Genomic DNA, 15890 nt, shown 5'->3' with positions numbered 1-15890 from the left:
TCGCACTGTCGGTGCCGGCGTCGTCAGCAAGATCATCGAGTGATTGCGGTAACCGAGTGTGGATGGGCGCTGGCAAGATGCCAGCGCTAAAGGGGCATAGCTCAATTGGCAGAGCGTCGGTCTCCAAAACCGAAGGTTGGGGGTTCGATTCCCTCTGCCCCTGCCAACCCATAAGACGCCAATGAATATCCTATACTACTTGCTCTCAGGGCTTCTCCTGGCTGGCGGAATTGCCGGCTTTTATTACTTTTCTGCTTGGCCGGGGCTTCTGCGGGCAGCGCTTGTCGTTGTTGGCGTGCTCGGAGCTGCAGGGGTTCTTCTCCTCACTGAGCCTGGGAAATCCTTTATTGCGTTTGTCCGAGCCTCACTTGCCGAAGTGCGCAAAGTGGTTTGGCCGAGCCGCAAGGAGACAACTCAAGCTACGCTCGTGGTGTTTGCCTTTGTCGTCACTCTGGCGATCTTTATGTGGTTGGTCGATAAGACCCTGGAGTGGGTTCTCTACGGTTTGTTGCTGGGGTGGAAGTGATGAAGCGCTGGTATGTCCTGCAAGCACACTCCGGGTTCGAGAAACAGGTGCAAAAGGCCTTACAGGAGCGGATCAAGCTCGCAGGGATGGAAGAGCAATTCGGTCAGATCCTGGTCCCGGTCGAAAAGGTGGTCGAACTGCGGGGTGGGGCCAAGCGAGAGACCGAGCGCAAATTTTTCCCCGGCTATCTCCTCGTTGAGATGGAGATGAATGACGACACGTGGCACCTGGTTAACTCGTTGCCGCGGGTCTCAGGTTTTGTCGGTGGGTCGCCGACCAAGCCGGCACCGCTCTCCGAGCGCGAAGTGCAGGCGCTCCTTGCGCAGGTGCAGGAGGGGGGGGAGCGGCCGAAGCCACGCATCGTCTACGAGATTGGCGAAACGGTCCGTGTCAAAGAGGGACCTTTTGCCGATTTCATGGGTACCGTCGAATCAGTCGATTATGACAAGAGCCGATTGTCGGTCGCGGTCTCGATTTTTGGCCGTTCGACGCCGGTTCAGCTAGAGTTCTCTCAGGTCGAAAAGGTCTGAGAATCATCCGAGGAGCGGCAACTGCCGCGCTAGTACTCACAAGGAGTAATCATGGCCAAGAAGATTATCGGCTACATTAAACTGCAGGTTCCTGCAGGGAAGGCCAACCCCAGCCCCCCGATCGGTCCGGCGTTGGGCCAGCGCGGGTTGAACATCATGCAGTTCTGCAAAGAGTTCAACGCGAAGACGCAAAACATGGAGCCGGGTTTGCCGATTCCGGTGATCATCACCGCCTATTCGGACAAATCCTTCACCTTCGTGTTGAAGACGCCGCCTGCGACGGTCCTCATCAAGAAAGCGCTCAAGATCGAGAAGGGATCGTCGAAGCCTCATCTCGATAAAGTTGGGCGAATCACCCGGGCGCAGCTTGAGGAGATCGCCAAAGTCAAAATGCCCGACTTGACCGCAGCCGATATGGATGCCGCAGTGCGGACCATCGCGGGTTCGGCACGGTCGATGGGTGTGGATGTCGAGGGGGTGTGAGATGGCGAAACTGAGCAAACGGATGCAGGCGCTGCGGCAAAAAGTCGACCGCAACCGTCTCTATACGTTGGATGAGGCTTTGGCGCTCGCCAAGGAGACCGCGGTAGCAAAATTCGATGAGTCGATCGATCTTGCGGTCAATCTGGGCGTTGATCCTCGGAAATCGGATCAGGTGGTTCGCGGTGCCGTCGTCCTTCCCGCTGGAACCGGTAAGAAGGTGCGGGTGGCGGTCTTTGCCCAGGGGGCCAAAGCGGATGAGGCCCGCGAAGCGGGAGCCGATATCGTCGGCTTCGAGGATTTGGCGGAGAGCATCAAGGCGGGCAACATCGACTTTGACGTCCTCATTGCCACGCCCGATTCCATGCGGCTCGTCGGCCAGCTCGGGCAGATTCTCGGTCCGCGTGGTCTGATGCCGAACCCCAAAGTGGGGACGGTGACGATGGATGTCGCCACCGCTGTGAAAAACGCCAAAGCGGGACAGGTGCAATATCGGACCGATAAGAACGGGATCATTCACGCGTCGATCGGTCGCGCCTCGTTCCCAGTCGAAGCGTTGAAACAGAACGCTCAGGCGCTGATCGAAGCGTTGCAGCGCGCCAAACCTCAGGCGGCGAAGGGGACCTACTTCAAAAAGATCGCGGTCTCCAGCACGATGGGGGTCGGGATTAAGGTCGACCCGCAAAGCGCGCTCACGCAGGCGTAATGAACTTTGGGCCGCCGTGAGCGCCTCACGCGCCTCGCGGCGGGTTGTCAAAGACCGTTGGGGGGGACCCCTTAAATGCGGCAAAACCGCGCCCAACGTAGATGGCGTCACCCGAAGCAGGAGCATGCTCCTGATTGAAGGCCGCCAAATCGGCTCTGGAAACAGAGCGCAACGACTGGAGGTGAACCTTGGCACTCAAGCTTGAAAGCAAGCAGGCAATCGTCGCCGAAGTCTCCGCACAAGTGGCTGGGGCAGGGGCGATCGTTTTTGCCGAGTACCGTGGTCTCACCGTCGCGGAGATGACCGAACTGCGCCGCAAGGCGCGGGAAGCCGGCGTCTATTTGCATGTGATTAAGAACACCTTGGTCCGTCGCGCGGTTGACGGCACTCCGTTCGCTGCCGTTCAGGAGCGACTCGTTGGGCCGTTGATCTTTGCGATCGCTGCCGATCCGGTGGCGCCCGCCAAGGTGCTCGTCGACTTTGCAAAGAGCGCCGACAAGTTGGTTGTCAAAGGGGGGGCGATGCCCGGTCAGCTGCTTGACGCCGAAGGCGTCAAAGCATTGGCCAGCATGCCCAGTCGGGAAGAACTCTTGGCGACCCTCGTGGGGACCCTGCAGGCCCCGATCGCCAAGTTTGTCCGGACCCTCAACGAAGTTCCGGGCAAATTCGTCCGCACCCTTGCTGCCGTTCGCGACGCCAAAGAGGCCGCGTAATTTCTTTAATCGTTACCCAGGCATTCATTCAGGAGTAGATGATGAACAAAGAGCAAATTTTGGAAGCAATCGCCAATATGACCGTCCTCGAGCTCTCTGAGCTCATCAAGGCGATGGAAGAGAAGTTCGGCGTCTCCGCTGCAGCTGCGGTCGCTGTGGCTGCCGCGCCCGTTGCGGGCGGTGCTGCTGCGGGCGCTCCTGCCGCCGAAGAGAAGACCGAATTCGACGTCGTGCTGGTGGAAGCTGGCGCGAAGAAGGTCGAAGTGATCAAGGTGGTCCGTGCGGCAACGGGACTTGGCCTCAAAGAGGCGAAGGATCTTGTCGATGGCGCGCCGAAGACCGTCAAAGAGGGCGTCTCTAAAGAAGAGGCCGAAAAGCTCAAGAAAGAGCTCGAAGCAGCTGGCGCGAAGGTCGAACTCAAGTAATTCGTTGTCGCAAACCGGCGAAAGGCTGGCGCCTTCAGGCGCTGGCCTTTCGCCGTTGCGCCTTAGGGTTCAAAACCCAAAGGCTTGTCTCATCAAGCTTTTGCGTCTTGATTCCTTTCGCGCGAACCCTAGCCTGGAGCACACATGGCCTACTCGTACACTGAACGCAAGCGTTTGCGGAAAAACTTTGCTCAGCGCAAGCCTGTTCTCGATGTCCCTTTCCTTTTGGCCACCCAGATCGACTCCTACCGTGAATTCCTCCAGCTGGAAACCCCTCCGTTGGAGCGAAAGAACGTAGGATTACAAGCAGCATTCAACGCGATCTTTCCCATTGTTTCGGTCAACAACAACGCTCGGCTCGAGTTTCTCTACTATACCGTCGGTGAGCCCCAGTTTGACGTCCGTGAATGCCAGCTGCGTGGTCTCACCTACTGTGCGCCGGTGCGCGCACGGGTCCGTTTGGTGATCCTCGACAAAGCTACTGGCTACCAAACGGTCAAAGAGGTGCGCGAACAAGAGGTCTTCATGGGCGAAGTGCCGTTGATGACCGATAAAGGGTCGTTCATCATCAACGGAACCGAGCGGGTCATCGTCTCCCAGCTCCACCGCTCGCCGGGCGTCTTCTTCGAACACGATAAAGGGAAAACCCACTCCTCTGGTAAGCTCCTCTTCTCGGCGCGGATCATCCCCTATCGCGGCTCGTGGATCGACTTTGAGTTCGATCCGAAAGATTGTCTCTTCTTCCGGATCGACCGGCGGCGCAAGATGCCGATCACGATTCTGCTGCGCGCGCTCGGCATGACCAACGAGCAGATGCTCACCTTTTTCCACGACCTCGAAACCTTCGAGATCGAAAACGGCCGCTTCGTTTTCCGCTTCGATCCCGATCGTCTCAAAGGGGAAGTCTCGCGCCTTGAGATCCGCGATGCGCAAGGCAACGTGATCGTCGCGCGGGAGAAGCGCATCACCGCGCGCCAAGTCCGCGAGCTCAAAAAGGCGGGCATCGACCGGATCGCCGTTGACGACGAGTTTCTCCTCGGTCGGATCATCGCACGCGACCTGATCGACCCGGAGACGGGAGAGGTCGTCGCCAAAGCGAATGACGAGATCACCGAAACGGTGCTGGAACGGTTGCGGGAGTCGTCGCTCACCACGTTTGAGACCCTTTTTGTCAACGAACTCGATCGGGGTGCCTATATCTCCCAGACGCTTCGCCTTGACGATACGCAGGATGCGTGGCAGGCAAAAGTGGCGATCTACCGGATGATGCGCCCCGGTGAGCCGCCGACCGAGCAGGCGGTGGAACAGCTGTGGGAGGGGCTCTTCCGTTCGCCCGATCGCTACGACCTCTCCGCAGTGGGGCGGATGAAGTTCAACAGCCGCGCCTATCCGCCGCTCGATGCGCTCGATCCCGCATCACCGGAGTGGGTGAAGCGATTCTTCAGCCAGGTCGGCCCCAAAGGGGAAGAGGGACCGATGACGCTCACCGATGAGGATCTCCTCGCGGTGATCGCCATTTTGATCGAATTGCGTAACGGCCACGGCGAAGTCGACGACATCGACCACCTCGGGAATCGGCGCGTGCGCAGCGTCGGTGAGCTCACCGAAAATCAGTTCCGCGCTGGTCTTGCGCGCGTCGAACGGGCGGTCAAAGAGCGGCTCGTTCATGCCGAGAGCGAAAACCTGATGCCGCACGACCTGATCAACGCCAAACCGATTTCGGCGGCGATCAAGGAGTTCTTCGGCTCGAGCCAGCTGTCGCAATTCATGGATCAGACGAACCCGCTTTCGGAGATCACCCACAAACGGCGGGTCTCGGCGCTCGGTCCCGGGGGGCTCACCCGCGATCGTGCCGGTTTCGAGGTGCGCGACGTCCATCCCACCCACTACGGCCGCGTCTGCCCGATTGAAACGCCTGAAGGGCCGAATATCGGTCTGATCAATTCGCTTGCCGTCTATGCCCGCACCAACCGCTACGGCTTCATCGAGACCCCCTATCGCAAGGTGGTCGATGGGCGCGTGACCGACGAAGTGGTCTACATGTCGGCGATCGAAGAGTCGAAATATGTCATCGCGCAAGCGAACTCCGAAATCGGGCCGGACGGTAAGCTCCTCGGGTCGCTCATTTCGTGCCGCCAGAAGGGGGAATTCGTCCTGGTGCCGCCGGAGGAGGTCCAGTACATGGACGTCGCGCCGCAGCAGATCATCTCGGTTGCGGCCTCACTGATTCCGTTCCTCGAACACGACGACGCCAACCGCGCATTGATGGGCGCGAACATGCAGCGCCAGGCGGTTCCGTGCTTGAGGCCCGAAAAGCCGCTCGTCGGGACCGGAATGGAGCGGATCGCGGCAAAAGATTCCGGAACCGTCGTGGTCGCGAAGCGCGGTGGGGTCGTCGACTACGTCGACGCTAAGCGGATCGTCGTGAAGGTCAACGACGACGAGACCCAACCCGGGGAGGTCGGGGTCGATATCTACAACCTAGTGAAGTTCCAGCGTTCCAACCAGAACACCAACATCAGTCAGCGGCCGATCGTCCGCAAAGGGGACGTGATCGCCGCCGGTGACGTGATCGCCGACGGCGCTTCGACCGACCTCGGGGAGCTTGCGCTGGGGCAGAACGTTCTGGTGGCCTTTATGCCGTGGAACGGCTACAACTTCGAGGACTCGATCCTCATCTCCGAGCGCGTCGTTGCTGAAGACCGTTACACCTCGATCCACATCGAGGAGCTCACGGTGGTGGCGCGCGACACCAAACTCGGACCGGAAGAGATCACGCGCGATATCGCGTCGTTGGGCGAAGCGCAGCTCGCGCGGCTCGACGAGTGCGGGATCATCCATATCGGCGCCGAGGTCAAAGCGGGTGATGTGCTTGTCGGCAAAGTGACGCCGAAAGGCGAGGCGCAGCTGACACCGGAAGAGAAGTTGCTGCGTGCGATCTTCGGTGAAAAGGCCTCTGATGTCAAAGATACGTCGCTGCGGGTTCCCACCGGGATGAGTGGCACGGTGATCGATGTGCTCGTGTTTACCCGCGAGGGGATCGAACGCGACAAGCGGGCGCAGTCGATCATCGAAGAGCAGCTGCGGGGCTACCGCAAGGACCTCAACGACCAGCTGCGGATCTTCGAACGCGACGCCTTCGAGCGGCTGCGGCGTCTTCTCATTGGCCAGGTGGCTGCCGGAGGGCCGAAGCGTCTCGCGAAGGGGAGCGTGATCTCCGAAGAGTATCTCGATGCGCTCGAGCCCTACCAGTGGTTCGACATCCGCGTCGAGAGCGAAGAGGTGGCGCAGCAGCTGGAGGCGGTCCGCGAAGGGTTGGAGAAGACGCGCAAAGCGTTCGACGAGGCGTTCGAACATAAGCGCAAGAAACTCACCCAAGGCGATGAGTTGCCACCCGGTGTCCTCAAGATGGTGAAGGTCTATCTCGCGGTCAAGCGGCGTCTTCAGCCGGGTGACAAGATGGCGGGTCGCCACGGGAACAAGGGGGTGGTCTCGAAGATCGCCCCGGTCGAAGATATGCCGTTCATGGCCGATGGCACACCGGTCGATATCGTGTTGAACCCGCTCGGGGTGCCGTCGCGGATGAATATCGGCCAGATTCTCGAAACCCACTTGGGTCGGGCTGCCCGGGCGCTCGGCGACCGCATCGGGGAGATGTTGCGTCGTCAAGCCAACATGCAAGAGCTGCGCGAGTTCCTCGAAAAGATCTACAACCAGCGGGGGCAGCGCGAAGAGCTTGCAGCGCTCTCCGACGACGAGATCCGCGAGATGGCCCAGAACCTCGTGAAGGGGGTGCCGTTCGCTTCGCCCGCGTTTGAAGGGGCGAGCGAAGAGGATATCGCCGAGATGTTCCGCTTGGCGGGGATTGAAGGGACTGAGCAGGTGATCCTCTACGACGGTCAGACCGGTGAGCCGTTCGACCGCCCGGTGACGGTGGGCTACAAACACATGCTCAAACTCCACCACCTCGTCGACGACAAGATGCACGCGCGCTCCACCGGCCCCTACTCGCTCGTCACCCAGCAACCGTTGGGGGGCAAGGCGCAATTTGGTGGCCAGCGCTTCGGCGAGATGGAGGTCTGGGCCCTCGAAGCCTACGGTGCTGCCTACACGCTGCAGGAGATGCTCACGGTCAAGTCGGACGACGTCACCGGCCGAACCAAGATGTACGAGAGCATCGTGCGCGGCGACTACCGCTTTGTTGCCGGAATGCCTGAGTCGTTCAATGTGCTCTTGAAAGAGATTCGATCGCTGGCGATCGACATCGACCTGGAGCGGGACTAATCGCACGCGAATGACGCGCATGGAGTTGCTATGAACAATCTACTGGTCAATCTCTTTCGGCAAAGCATCGACAACCCGACCGAGTTCGATGCGATCACGATCGGCCTTGCTTCACCGGAGAAGATCCGCAGCTGGTCCTACGGTGAGGTGAAGAAACCGGAGACGATCAACTACCGGACCTTCAAACCGGAGCGCGACGGCCTCTTCTGTGCCAAGATCTTCGGCCCGATCAAAGACTACGAATGTCTCTGCGGCAAATATAAGCGGCTCAAATACCGCGGCGTCATCTGCGACAAATGCGGTGTCGAAGTCACCGTTTCGCGCGTGCGTCGCGAACGGATGGGGCACATCGAACTCGCTTCCCCCGTCTCCCACATCTGGTTTCTGAAGAGCCTCCCCAGCCGCTTGGGGCTCGTGCTCGACATGACGCTGCGCGACATCGAACGGGTCCTCTACTACGAGGCGTACGTGGTGATCGATCCCGGTTTGACCCCGTTGCAACGCGGGCAGATCATGTCCGAAGAGAGCTACCACCAGGCGTTTGAAGAGTATGCCGGTGACTTTCAGGCGATGATGGGCGCGGAGGGGATCCGGGAGCTGCTGCGCACGCTCGACCTCAAGCGGGAGATCGAGAAGCTGCGCAGCGAGCTCGAAACGACCGGGTCGGACGCGAAAATCAAAAAGATTTCAAAGCGGCTCAAGGTGCTGGAGGCGTTTTACCGTTCGGGGATGAAGCCGGAATGGATGATCATGGATGTGATCCCGGTCCTTCCCCCCGATCTCCGCCCGCTCGTTCCGCTCGACGGCGGGCGTTTTGCCACCTCCGACCTCAACGACCTCTACCGGCGGGTGATCAACCGCAACAACCGCCTGCGGCGGCTCCTCGAACTGAGGGCGCCGGAGATCATCGTCCGCAACGAAAAACGGATGCTGCAAGAGGCGGTCGACTCGCTCTTCGATAATGGCCGTCGCGGCAAAGCGATGACCGGACCCAACAAGCGGCCGTTGAAGTCGCTTGCCGACATGATCAAAGGGAAAGGGGGGCGTTTCCGCCAAAACCTCCTCGGCAAGCGCGTCGACTACTCGGGTCGTTCGGTGATCGTCGTCGGTCCTCAGCTCAAACTCCACCAGTGCGGATTGCCGAAACTGATGGCCCTTGAGCTCTTCAAACCCTTCATCTACCACAAACTCGAGACGCTCGGCTACTGCACCACCATCAAACAGGCGAAGAAGATGGTGGAAAACCAAGAGCCAGTGGTCTGGGACATCCTTGAAGATGTGATTCACGAACACCCGGTGCTGTTGAACCGCGCGCCGACGCTCCACCGTCTCGGGATTCAGGCGTTTGAACCGGTCCTGATTGAAGGGAAGGCGATTCAGCTCCACCCGCTCGTCTGCACCGCATTCAACGCCGACTTTGACGGTGACCAGATGGCCGTCCACGTGCCGCTTTCGCTCGAGGCACAGCTCGAAGCGCGCACACTGATGATGAGTTCGAACAACATCCTCTCCCCGGCAAACGGCGACCCGATCATCGTTCCGTCGCAGGACATCGTGCTCGGGCTCTACTACGCTACCCGTGAGGCGGCCGGAGCCAAGGGCGAAGGGATGCTCTTTGCCGATGTCGCCGAAGCGCGGCGCGCATGGGAACAGGGGTTGGTGAGTCTGCACGCGCGGGTGACGGTGCGCATTGTCGAGTACGAGTTCGACGCCGCGGGCGAACCGACGATTGCCAAAACCAGCCGCCGCGAAACGACGGTCGGCCGGGCGATCCTCTCCGAGATTCTCCCCAAAGGGTTGCCGTTCGAACTCATTGACCGTCCGCTCAAGAAGAAGGCGATTTCGCAACTGATCAACCAGGCCTACCGCAAGTGCGGCCTCAAAGCGACGGTGATCTTCGCCGATCAGCTGATGAACTGGGGGTACAAACTCTCCACACGCGGTGGGCTGTCGATCGCGATCAAAGACATGCTTATCCCGCCGCAGAAAGAGGAGATCATCGCCAGGGCGGAAGAAGAGGTCAAAGAGATCGCCCAGCAGTACGCGTCGGGTCTGGTCACCGCGACCGAACGGTACAACAAGGTCGTCGATATCTGGGGGCGCGCTTCCGACCAGGTGGCGAAGGCGTTGATGGATCAGCTGTCGAAGGAGCGGGTGACGTTGCCTTCCGGCGAGGTGGTCGAACAGGAGTCATTCAATTCGATCTACATGATGGCCGATTCGGGCGCGCGGGGTTCTGCCGCACAGATCCGGCAATTGGCGGGGATGCGGGGGTTGATGGCCAAGCCCGACGGCTCGATCATCGAGACGCCGATTACGACCAACTTCCGCGAAGGGTTGAACGTCCTGCAATACTTCATCTCCACCCACGGGGCGCGCAAAGGGCTTGCCGATACCGCGCTCAAGACCGCGAACTCCGGTTACCTCACCCGCCGGCTCGTCGATGTCACCCAGGATCTGGTCGTGACTGAAGAGGATTGCGGCACGACGAACGGCTTCTATATGAAGGCGCTCATCGAAGGGGGTGAGGTGATTGAAGCGCTGCGCGACCGCATCCTCGGCCGCGTTGCCGCCGAAGACGTGATCGATCCCGATACCCGCGCAACGCTCATCCCCGCGGGGACCCTCCTCGATGAAACGCTCGTTGAGCTGATCGACGAGAAAGGGATCGACGAGGTCAAGGTGCGCAGCCCCCTCACCTGCGATACCCACTACGGCGTCTGCGCGAAGTGCTATGGGCGCGACCTGGGCCGCGGCGGTCTGGTGAACGTGGGCGAAGCGATCGGGGTGATCGCCGCCCAATCGATCGGTGAGCCCGGTACCCAGCTCACGATGCGAACCTTCCACGTCGGTGGGGCAGCGTCGCGGGCGGTCGCCCAGAGCGGTATCGAAGCCAAAGTGGGTGGAACGATCCGCTTCTCTGCCAACATGCGCTACATCACCCGCTCCGACGGCGAGCGGATCGTCACCGCGCGCGCAGCCGAAGTGCACGTCGTCGATGACAACGGTCGCGAGCGTGAGCGCCACAAGGTGCCGTATGGCGCGATTCTCCATATCAGCGAAGGCGAGCAGGTGGCCGCCGGTGTGAAGCTCGCCAGTTGGGATCCCCACACGCGCCCGATCATCAGCGAGTATGGCGGTACCGTCCGCTTCGACAACGTCGTCGAGGGGGTGACGGTCGCGAAACAGGTGGACGAGATCACTGGTCTCTCGACGCTCGTCGTGATCGACGCCAAGCAGCGCGGCGCATCGAAAGTGGGCCGTCCATCGGTCCATCTGATCGGCCCCGACGGCGAGCCAGTGAAGATTCCAGGAACCGAAACGCCGTTTCTCATTACCTTCCCGGTCGGCGCGATCATTACGGTTCGGGAGGGGCAGTCGGTTGCCGCAGGGGACGTGTTGGCACGTATCCCGCAAGAATCGGCCAAGACGCGTGACATCACCGGCGGTCTGCCACGTGTCGCAGAACTCTTTGAAGCGCGCGAACCGAAAGACGCAGGGATGCTCGCTGAGGTGACGGGAACGGTCTCGTTTGGCAAGGAGACCAAAGGGAAACACCGTCTGATCCTCACCGAACCGGACGGAACGACGCACGAATTCCTGATCCCGAAAGAGAAGCATCTCCTCGTCCACGACGGCCAGGTGGTGAACCGCGGCGAACTGATCGTCGACGGCCCGGTGAACCCGCATGACATTTTGCGTCTCCAGGGGATCGAAGCGCTTGCCCGGTACATCATCGACGAAGTCCAAGATGTCTACCGGCTGCAAGGGGTGCGGATCAACGATAAACACATCGAAGTGGTGGTCCGGCAGATGTTGCGCCGCGTCGTGATCACCGATCCAGGCGACTCCTCGTTCTTGCCTGAAGAGCAGGTTGAACGCGCCGAGGTGTTGATCGAAAACGCACGGCTCGAGAAAGAGGGCAAGATTCCGGCGAAATACGAAAACGTCCTCCTCGGGATCACCAAAGCGTCGCTGTCGACCGACTCGTTCATCTCCGCCGCGTCGTTCCAGGAGACGACCCGAGTGCTCACTGAGGCGGCGATCATGGGCAAACGGGATGAACTGCGCGGTTTGAAGGAGAACGTGATTGTCGGTCGTCTCATTCCGGCCGGTACGGGGCTCGCGCACCACCGCGCGCGGCGCCGTCGCAGCCGCGTGGAGCAGGCTGAAGAGACCTGGAACGCGCTGACCTCCGACAAGGCGTGAAAGTGAGCCCTGTGCTTGACGCACAGGGCTTTACAAGGTAATATTCAGTGTTTTACTGTCGGGCCAATCGTAGTCTGACCAAGACCTTTTGGAGAAAAGAAGATGCCAACCATCAATCAGCTGGTGCGTCGTCCGCGGAAAACCGCACCGGAAAAGAGCAAAGTGCCGGCACTGCAAGGGTGTCCGCAAAAGCGCGGCGTGTGCACCCGGGTCTATACCACCACCCCGAAAAAGCCCAACTCGGCGCTGCGGAAAGTGGCCAAGGTGCGTCTGACCAACGGTTACGAAGTGATCTCCTACATCGGCGGGGAAGGTCACAACCTGCAAGAGCACTCAGTGGTTTTGATTCGTGGCGGCCGGGTGAAAGACCTTCCGGGGGTCCGCTATCACATCGTGCGCGGTTCGCTCGACTTGCAGGGTGTGAAAGATCGTAAGCAGGGTCGCTCCAAGTATGGGGCGAAGCGTCCGAAGCCAGGTGCCGCTCCTGCAGCTGCTGGCAAGAAGAAATAATTTTTGAAGGGAAACGGTTATGCCGCGTCGTCGCGAAGTACCCAAACGGGACATTTTGCCCGATCCGAAGTTCGGCAATGTCAATGTCTCCAAATTCGTCAATGTGATCATGGTTTCCGGCAAGAAGTCGGTCGCTGAGCGCATCGTCTATGGTGCGTTTGACATCATCGCGAACAAAAGCAAAAAGGATCCGCTTGAGGTCTTTTCGGCTGCGATCGAGAATGCCAAACCGGTCGTCGAAGTGAAATCGCGGCGGGTCGGGGGGGCCAACTATCAGGTGCCCGTCGAGGTTCGTCCTTCGCGTCAGCTTGCTCTGTCGATGCGGTGGTTGCGTGAAGCGGCGCGGAAGCGCTCGGAAAAGACAATGGCGCAGCGTTTGGCAGCTGAATTGATGGAAGCGGCAGAGGGTCGTGGCGGCGCGATGAAGAAGCGTGACGAAGTGCATCGCATGGCTGAAGCCAACAAGGCGTTTGCCCACTTCCGCTTCTGATTTTTTTCTCAATCAGGCAAGCCCTCGGCTGAGGGCTTTTGTCGTTGTGTGGATCAAAAGGAAACAACCGTGGCACGGAAAACGCCCATCGAACGCTATCGGAACATCGGTATCTCGGCGCACATTGATGCTGGGAAGACCACGACCACCGAGCGAATTCTTTTCTACACCGGCGTGAACCATAAGATCGGGGAGGTTCACGACGGTGCCGCCACCATGGACTGGATGGAGCAGGAGCAGGAGCGTGGGATCACCATCACCTCCGCAGCGACGACCTGCTTCTGGCGCGGGATGGACATGCAGTTCCCGGAATATCGCTTCAACATCATCGACACCCCGGGACACGTCGACTTCACCATTGAAGTGGAGCGCTCGATGCGGGTGCTCGACGGCGCCTGCATGGTCTATTGCGCGGTTGGTGGTGTCCAGCCGCAGTCGGAAACGGTGTGGCGGCAAGCGGAAAAGTATCGCGTGCCCCGTTTGGCGTTCGTGAACAAAATGGACCGGCAGGGCGCCAATTTCTTCCGCGTCTATGAGCAGATGCGCGAGCGCCTCAAAGCCAATCCCGTGCCGATCGTTCTTCCTATCGGTGCAGAAGAGAATTTCGTCGGGGTCGTCGACCTCATCAAAATGAAGGCGATCCACTGGGACGAAGCGTCACAGGGGACCAAGTTCGAATACTACGACATTCCCGCAGAGCTCCGCGATCAGGCGGAGGAGTGGCGCGAAAAGATGGTCGAAGCGGCTGCCGAGGCCAACGAAGAGCTGATGAATGCCTACCTCGAAAACGGAACGCTCTCTGAGGAGCAGATCGTCGCCGGACTTCGCCAGCGGACGATCGCGTGCGAAATTCAGCCGATGCTCTGCGGTTCGGCGTTCAAAAACAAAGGGGTTCAGCGAATGCTCGACGCGGTCGTCGAGTTCCTCCCCTCGCCCGTCGATATTCCCCCGGTTCAAGGGACGGACCTTGATGGCAATCCGGCCGAACGGCGCGCCAGCGACGATGAAAAATTCTGCGCGCTCGCCTTCAAATTGATGACCGACCCCTACGTCGGGCAGCTCACCTTCTTGCGTGTCTATTCCGGGGTGCTCACCTCCGGTGACACGGTGTTGAACGCCAACAAGAACAGAAAAGAGCGGGTTGGCCGCTTGCTGCAGATGCACGCGAACAACCGCAATGAGATCAAAGAGGTTCGTGCCGGAGATATCGCGGCTGCAGTCGGTCTCAAAGAGGTGATCACCGGGGAAACCCTTTGCGACCCCTCGGCGCCGATCAAGCTCGAGTCGATGCAGTTCCCCGAGCCGGTGATCCACGTTGCGGTCGAACCGAAGTCAAAAGCCGACCAGGAGAAGATGGGGATCGCACTGCAGCGGCTGGCGATGGAAGACCCGTCGTTCCGCGTGCGCACCGACGAAGAGTCGGGGCAAACGATCATCTCCGGGATGGGTGAGTTGCACCTGGAGATCATCGTCGATCGGATGCGTCGTGAATTCAACGTTGAAGCCAACGTCGGTGCGCCGCAGGTGGCTTACCGTGAGGCGATCCGTAAAACGGTTGAGCAAGAGGGCAAATTCGTCAAACAGACCGGTGGTCGGGGCCAGTACGGTCATGTTTGGATTCGACTGGAACCGAACGAGCCGGGCAAAGGGTACGAATTCATCGACGCGATCAAGGGCGGTGTCGTGCCCCGCGAATATATCCCTGCGGTCGACAAAGGGATTCAAGAGGCATCCCAAGCCGGGGTGCTCGCGGGCTACCCGGTCGTCGACTTCAAGGTCACCCTCTTTGACGGGTCGTACCACGAGGTCGACTCGAACGAGAACGCGTTCCGTATGGCCGCGTCGATCGCCTTCAAAGAGGCGATGCGCAAAGCCGACCCGGTGCTCCTTGAGCCGATGATGGCGGTCGAAGTGGAGACTCCGGAGGAGTTCATGGGGAACGTGATGGGCGACCTCTCGTCGCGGCGCGGCATCGTTCAGGGGATGGACGATCTGCCCGGCGGGATGAAGGTGATTCGCGCCGAAGTACCGCTTGCCGAGATGTTTGGTTACGCCACGCAGTTGCGCTCGCTGACTCAAGGGCGTGCCACCTACTCGATGGAGTTCAAGCACTACGCAGAGGCACCGCGCCACGTTGCTGAAGCTGTGATCAGTGCGCGGAAATGATGAACAACTGTAACTGTAAGGAGTAAGTTGAAATGGCCAAGGCAAAATTTGAGCGGACGAAGCCGCACGTCAATGTGGGGACGATTGGGCACGTTGACCACGGGAAGACGACGCTGACGGCGGCGATCACCACGGTGCTGGCGAAGCGCTATGGGGGTGAAGCGAAGAAATACGACGAGATCGATGCGGCGCCGGAAGAGAAAGCACGCGGGATCACGATCAACACCGCACACGTCGAATACGAGACGGCGAACCGCCACTATGCCCACGTCGACTGCCCGGGGCACGCCGACTACGTCAAGAACATGATCACCGGTGCTGCGCAGATGGACGGCGCGATCCTGGTCGTTTCTGCTGCGGATGGCCCGATGCCGCAGACTCGCGAACACATCCTTCTTGCGCGGCAAGTGGGCGTACCCTACATCGTCGTCTTCCTCAACAAATGCGACATGGTGGACGACCCTGAGCTCCTCGAACTCGTTGAAATGGAAGTTCGCGACCTGCTCAACCAATACGGCTTCCCGGGTGACGACACCCCGATCATCAAAGGCTCGGCCCTCAAAGCGCTCGAAGGGGACCAAAGCGAAATCGGCGAACCGGCGATCCTGAAACTCGCCGAGACGCTCGACACCTACATCCCCACTCCTGAGCGCGACATCGACAAACCCTTCCTCCTGCCGATCGAAGACGTCTTCTCGATCTCCGGTCGTGGCACCGTCGTCACCGGTCGCGTCGAGCGCGGCACCGTGCGCGTGGGCGACGAAGTCGAAATCGTCGGCCTTCGTCCCACGCAGAAGACCACCGTCACGGGCGTTGAGATGTTCCGCAAGCTTCTCGATGAAGGGCGGGCA

12 protein-coding genes and 1 tRNA gene are annotated in these 15890 nt (G+C 60.0%); all 13 read left to right on the top strand.

What is annotated here, in order from left to right:
* Positions 1-90: 90 nt before the first annotated feature.
* Positions 91-166, top strand: a tRNA-Trp gene (locus ACYQ6T_RS09855).
* Between the two features lie 15 nt (positions 167-181).
* Positions 182-526, top strand: coding sequence for a preprotein translocase subunit SecE (gene secE / locus ACYQ6T_RS09850; RefSeq protein ID WP_459830427.1), 345 nt, complete (start codon positions 182-184; stop codon positions 524-526).
* Positions 523-1056 (top strand): transcription termination/antitermination protein NusG, encoded by a 534-nt coding sequence (gene nusG, locus ACYQ6T_RS09845; RefSeq protein ID WP_459830429.1) that lies wholly within the window; start codon positions 523-525, stop codon positions 1054-1056. Before secE ends, nusG begins: the two co-directional genes overlap by 4 nt.
* Before the next feature lie 51 nt (positions 1057-1107).
* Complete coding sequence (rplK, locus tag ACYQ6T_RS09840; RefSeq protein ID WP_459830426.1) at positions 1108-1539, top strand: 50S ribosomal protein L11; 432 nt, start codon at positions 1108-1110, stop codon at positions 1537-1539.
* Between the two features lies 1 nt (position 1540).
* Positions 1541-2242, top strand: a complete 702-nt coding sequence (gene rplA / locus ACYQ6T_RS09835) for a 50S ribosomal protein L1 (RefSeq protein ID WP_459830424.1) — start codon at positions 1541-1543, stop codon at positions 2240-2242.
* 188 nt (positions 2243-2430) lie between these two features.
* Positions 2431-2955, top strand: coding sequence for a 50S ribosomal protein L10 (gene rplJ, locus ACYQ6T_RS09830; RefSeq protein ID WP_459830423.1), 525 nt, complete (start codon positions 2431-2433; stop codon positions 2953-2955).
* Positions 2956-2993: 38 nt separating this feature from the next.
* Positions 2994-3380: a 50S ribosomal protein L7/L12 gene (gene rplL, locus ACYQ6T_RS09825; RefSeq protein WP_459830421.1), complete on the top strand. Its 387-nt coding sequence runs from the start codon at positions 2994-2996 to the stop codon at positions 3378-3380.
* Between the two features lie 144 nt (positions 3381-3524).
* Positions 3525-7664 carry a DNA-directed RNA polymerase subunit beta gene (gene rpoB, locus ACYQ6T_RS09820; protein ID WP_459830420.1) on the top strand — a complete coding sequence of 1380 codons (4140 nt, stop codon included), beginning with the start codon at positions 3525-3527 and terminating at the stop codon, positions 7662-7664.
* 30 nt (positions 7665-7694) lie between these two features.
* Entirely contained in the window at positions 7695-11873 is a 4179-nt protein-coding gene (gene rpoC / locus ACYQ6T_RS09815; protein ID WP_459830418.1) for a DNA-directed RNA polymerase subunit beta', read from the top strand.
* Between the two features lie 102 nt (positions 11874-11975).
* Positions 11976-12383, top strand: coding sequence for a 30S ribosomal protein S12 (gene rpsL / locus ACYQ6T_RS09810; protein ID WP_459830416.1), 408 nt, complete (start codon positions 11976-11978; stop codon positions 12381-12383).
* 19 nt (positions 12384-12402) lie between these two features.
* A complete protein-coding gene (rpsG, locus tag ACYQ6T_RS09805; RefSeq protein ID WP_459830414.1) occupies positions 12403-12873 on the top strand; it encodes a 30S ribosomal protein S7 in 471 nt (156 codons plus the stop codon).
* Positions 12874-12942: 69 nt separating this feature from the next.
* Complete coding sequence (gene fusA / locus ACYQ6T_RS09800; RefSeq protein WP_459830413.1) at positions 12943-15039, top strand: elongation factor G; 2097 nt, start codon at positions 12943-12945, stop codon at positions 15037-15039.
* Between the two features lie 32 nt (positions 15040-15071).
* A partial coding sequence (gene tuf / locus ACYQ6T_RS09795; RefSeq protein WP_459830411.1) for an elongation factor Tu occupies positions 15072-15890 on the top strand: 819 nt, incomplete at its 3' end.

It is taken from the genome of Hydrogenophilus islandicus (genome assembly GCF_054657095.1).
This window is presented reverse-complemented; position numbering and strand designations above follow the sequence as displayed.

Coding starts and splice junctions, on each gene's coding strand:
- secE (WP_459830427.1), top strand. CDS start 182: ATGAATATCCTATACTACTTGCTCTCAGGGCTTCTCCTGGCTGGCGGA.
- rpoC (WP_459830418.1), top strand. CDS start 7,695: ATGAACAATCTACTGGTCAATCTCTTTCGGCAAAGCATCGACAACCCG.
- rpoB (WP_459830420.1), top strand. CDS start 3,525: ATGGCCTACTCGTACACTGAACGCAAGCGTTTGCGGAAAAACTTTGCT.
- rplA (WP_459830424.1), top strand. CDS start 1,541: ATGGCGAAACTGAGCAAACGGATGCAGGCGCTGCGGCAAAAAGTCGAC.
- rpsL (WP_459830416.1), top strand. CDS start 11,976: ATGCCAACCATCAATCAGCTGGTGCGTCGTCCGCGGAAAACCGCACCG.
- rplL (WP_459830421.1), top strand. CDS start 2,994: ATGATGAACAAAGAGCAAATTTTGGAAGCAATCGCCAATATGACCGTC.
- rpsG (WP_459830414.1), top strand. CDS start 12,403: ATGCCGCGTCGTCGCGAAGTACCCAAACGGGACATTTTGCCCGATCCG.
- rplK (WP_459830426.1), top strand. CDS start 1,108: ATGGCCAAGAAGATTATCGGCTACATTAAACTGCAGGTTCCTGCAGGG.